The sequence below is a fragment of the Chamaesiphon sp. OTE_20_metabat_361 genome, assembly GCF_031364565.1.
The window spans coordinates 1-1,896 of the sequence record NZ_JANLWO010000345.1 but is presented as its reverse complement, the minus strand read 5'-3'; the positions used below and the strand labels follow the sequence as shown (position 1 = coordinate 1,896).

The following is a 1,896-nucleotide window of genomic DNA, read 5'->3' as shown; positions in this document are numbered from 1 at the left end:
TAATCGGGATGAGAGGATTTGAACCTCCGACCCCTGCTTCCCGAAAGCAGTGCGCTACCAAGCTGCGCTACATCCCGATAACGTATAGATCTACTATCCTATCATAAAAAGTACCAAGCATTGAAGGTTCAGAAACTCGACTTCTTGGAAGTCGAGTTTCTTGCCGTGAGTAGTTAAATCACGATCGATCGATTATTGCTGGCGCTGCTTGAAACTCACCGATTGCGACTGGATTAGACGGTTTATGTGCGATCGTCGGGACGGAATCGCGGAGGTGTGCTGTTAGTGTGGTGGTGGTCGAGTCGTAAATCTGCGTCAGGAGTTTGGGATAAAAACCGACACCGATAATCGGTACCAGCAGACAGGCGATGATAAATACCTCTCTGGGTTCGGCATCGACTAACTCTTCATGTTCGACTAATTCTTTGTTTTCGGCACCGTAGAAAATTTCTCGCAGCATCGAGAGCAGATAAATCGGCGTGAGTACGACTCCGATCGCGGCAATTAGTACCATGATGAGTTTAAACTGGGGCGTGTAGGCATCGCTGGTGCTAAAACCGACAAATACCATCAGTTCGGCAACGAAGCCGCTCATGCCGGGTAAAGCGAGGGATGCCATCGAGCACGCGATAAACATCGCAAAAATCTTTTTCATCTTTTGACCGACACCGCCCATTTCATCGAGCATCAGGGTGTGGGTGCGATCGTATGTAGCGCCAACTAGGAAAAATAAACTCGCCCCAATCAAGCCGTGGGATACCATTTGCAAGACGGCACCACTCATCCCTAAGTCGGTGAAGGAGGCAATTCCAATTAGCACGAAGCCCATGTGTGAAATTGATGAATAAGCGATCTTCCGCTTGAGATTTCGTTGCGCGAAGGAAGTTAAGGCGGCATAGACGATATTTACGACCCCCAGCACGACTAATACTGGTGCAAAGGTCGCATGAGCGTCGGGTAACATGCCAGCATTCATCCGAATCAGGGCATAACCACCCATCTTCAGCAATACGCCAGCTAGCAGCATGTGGACGGGTGCTGTAGCTTCGCCATGTGCGTCAGGGAGCCAGGTGTGAAGGGGAATAATCGGTAATTTCACGCCATAGGCGATCAATAACCCGGCATACATAAATAGCTGGAAATTATGGGCATAATTCTTAGCTGCTAATGTCCGCATATCAAAGCTGATCGTATCGCCATAGAATCCCATTGCTAAGGCGGCGACGAGGATGAATAGGGAGCCGCCAGCGGTGTAAAGGATAAATTTAGTGGAAGCATACAATCGCTTCTTCCCGCCCCAAATTGCGAGGAATAGATAGACTGGAATCAGTTCCAGTTCCCAGACGAGGAAAAATAGCAACATGTCTTGAACGGCAAAGACGGCAATCTGTCCGCCATACATCACCAACATCAAGAAGTAAAACAGTTTGGGTTTGAAGGTGACTGGCCAAGCTGCTAAAATTGCGAGGGTACTGATAAAGCCCGTCAGTAAAATGAGTGGCATGGAAATCCCATCGACGCCCACCGACCATCTCAGGTCTAGTTGGGGAATCCAAGTATAACTTTCGACTAGTTGTAATCGATCGCTATGAATATCATAGTTATTGGCAAAGGTGTAGACTAATAGGACAAAATCAATCAAGCCCACGATCAGCGCGTACCAGCGGACTGTCCGCCCATCTTTATCAGGAATGATGGGGATCGCCAGCGAAGCGAGGACTGGAAATATAATAATCGTTGTCAGCCAAGGGAAGCTATTCATAGGCATTTAAAATCGGGATGTGCCCAATCGATTAGTTAATATATTTTGCGACAAATGGGATGGGCGCGACATCTGTCGGATGAGATAGGATCGTCTTCTCGGTGAGGGATCGCACCAGCGGCTAGCCGCTGTGG

At 48.5% G+C, this 1,896-nt stretch carries 1 protein-coding gene and 1 tRNA gene; both read right to left on the bottom strand.

Annotated features, from left to right (window positions below; genetic code table 11):
- Positions 1 to 3: 3 nt before the first annotated feature.
- A tRNA-Pro gene (locus tag RMO35_RS10075) sits at positions 4 to 77 on the bottom strand.
- Between the two features lie 101 nt (positions 78 to 178).
- The gene (gene ndhD1 / locus RMO35_RS10070) at positions 179 to 1,762 is read right to left on the bottom strand and encodes a photosynthetic/respiratory NAD(P)H-quinone oxidoreductase subunit D1 (protein ID WP_396135641.1); all 1,584 of its coding nucleotides are present in this window, start codon (positions 1,760 to 1,762) and stop codon (positions 179 to 181) included.
- Positions 1,763 to 1,896: the final 134 nt, after the last annotated feature.

Excerpts from the sequence above, each read along its gene's own strand:
- ndhD1 (WP_396135641.1), bottom strand. The coding sequence starts at position 1,762 with ATGAATAGCTTCCCTTGGCTGACAACGATTATTATATTTCCAGTCCTC.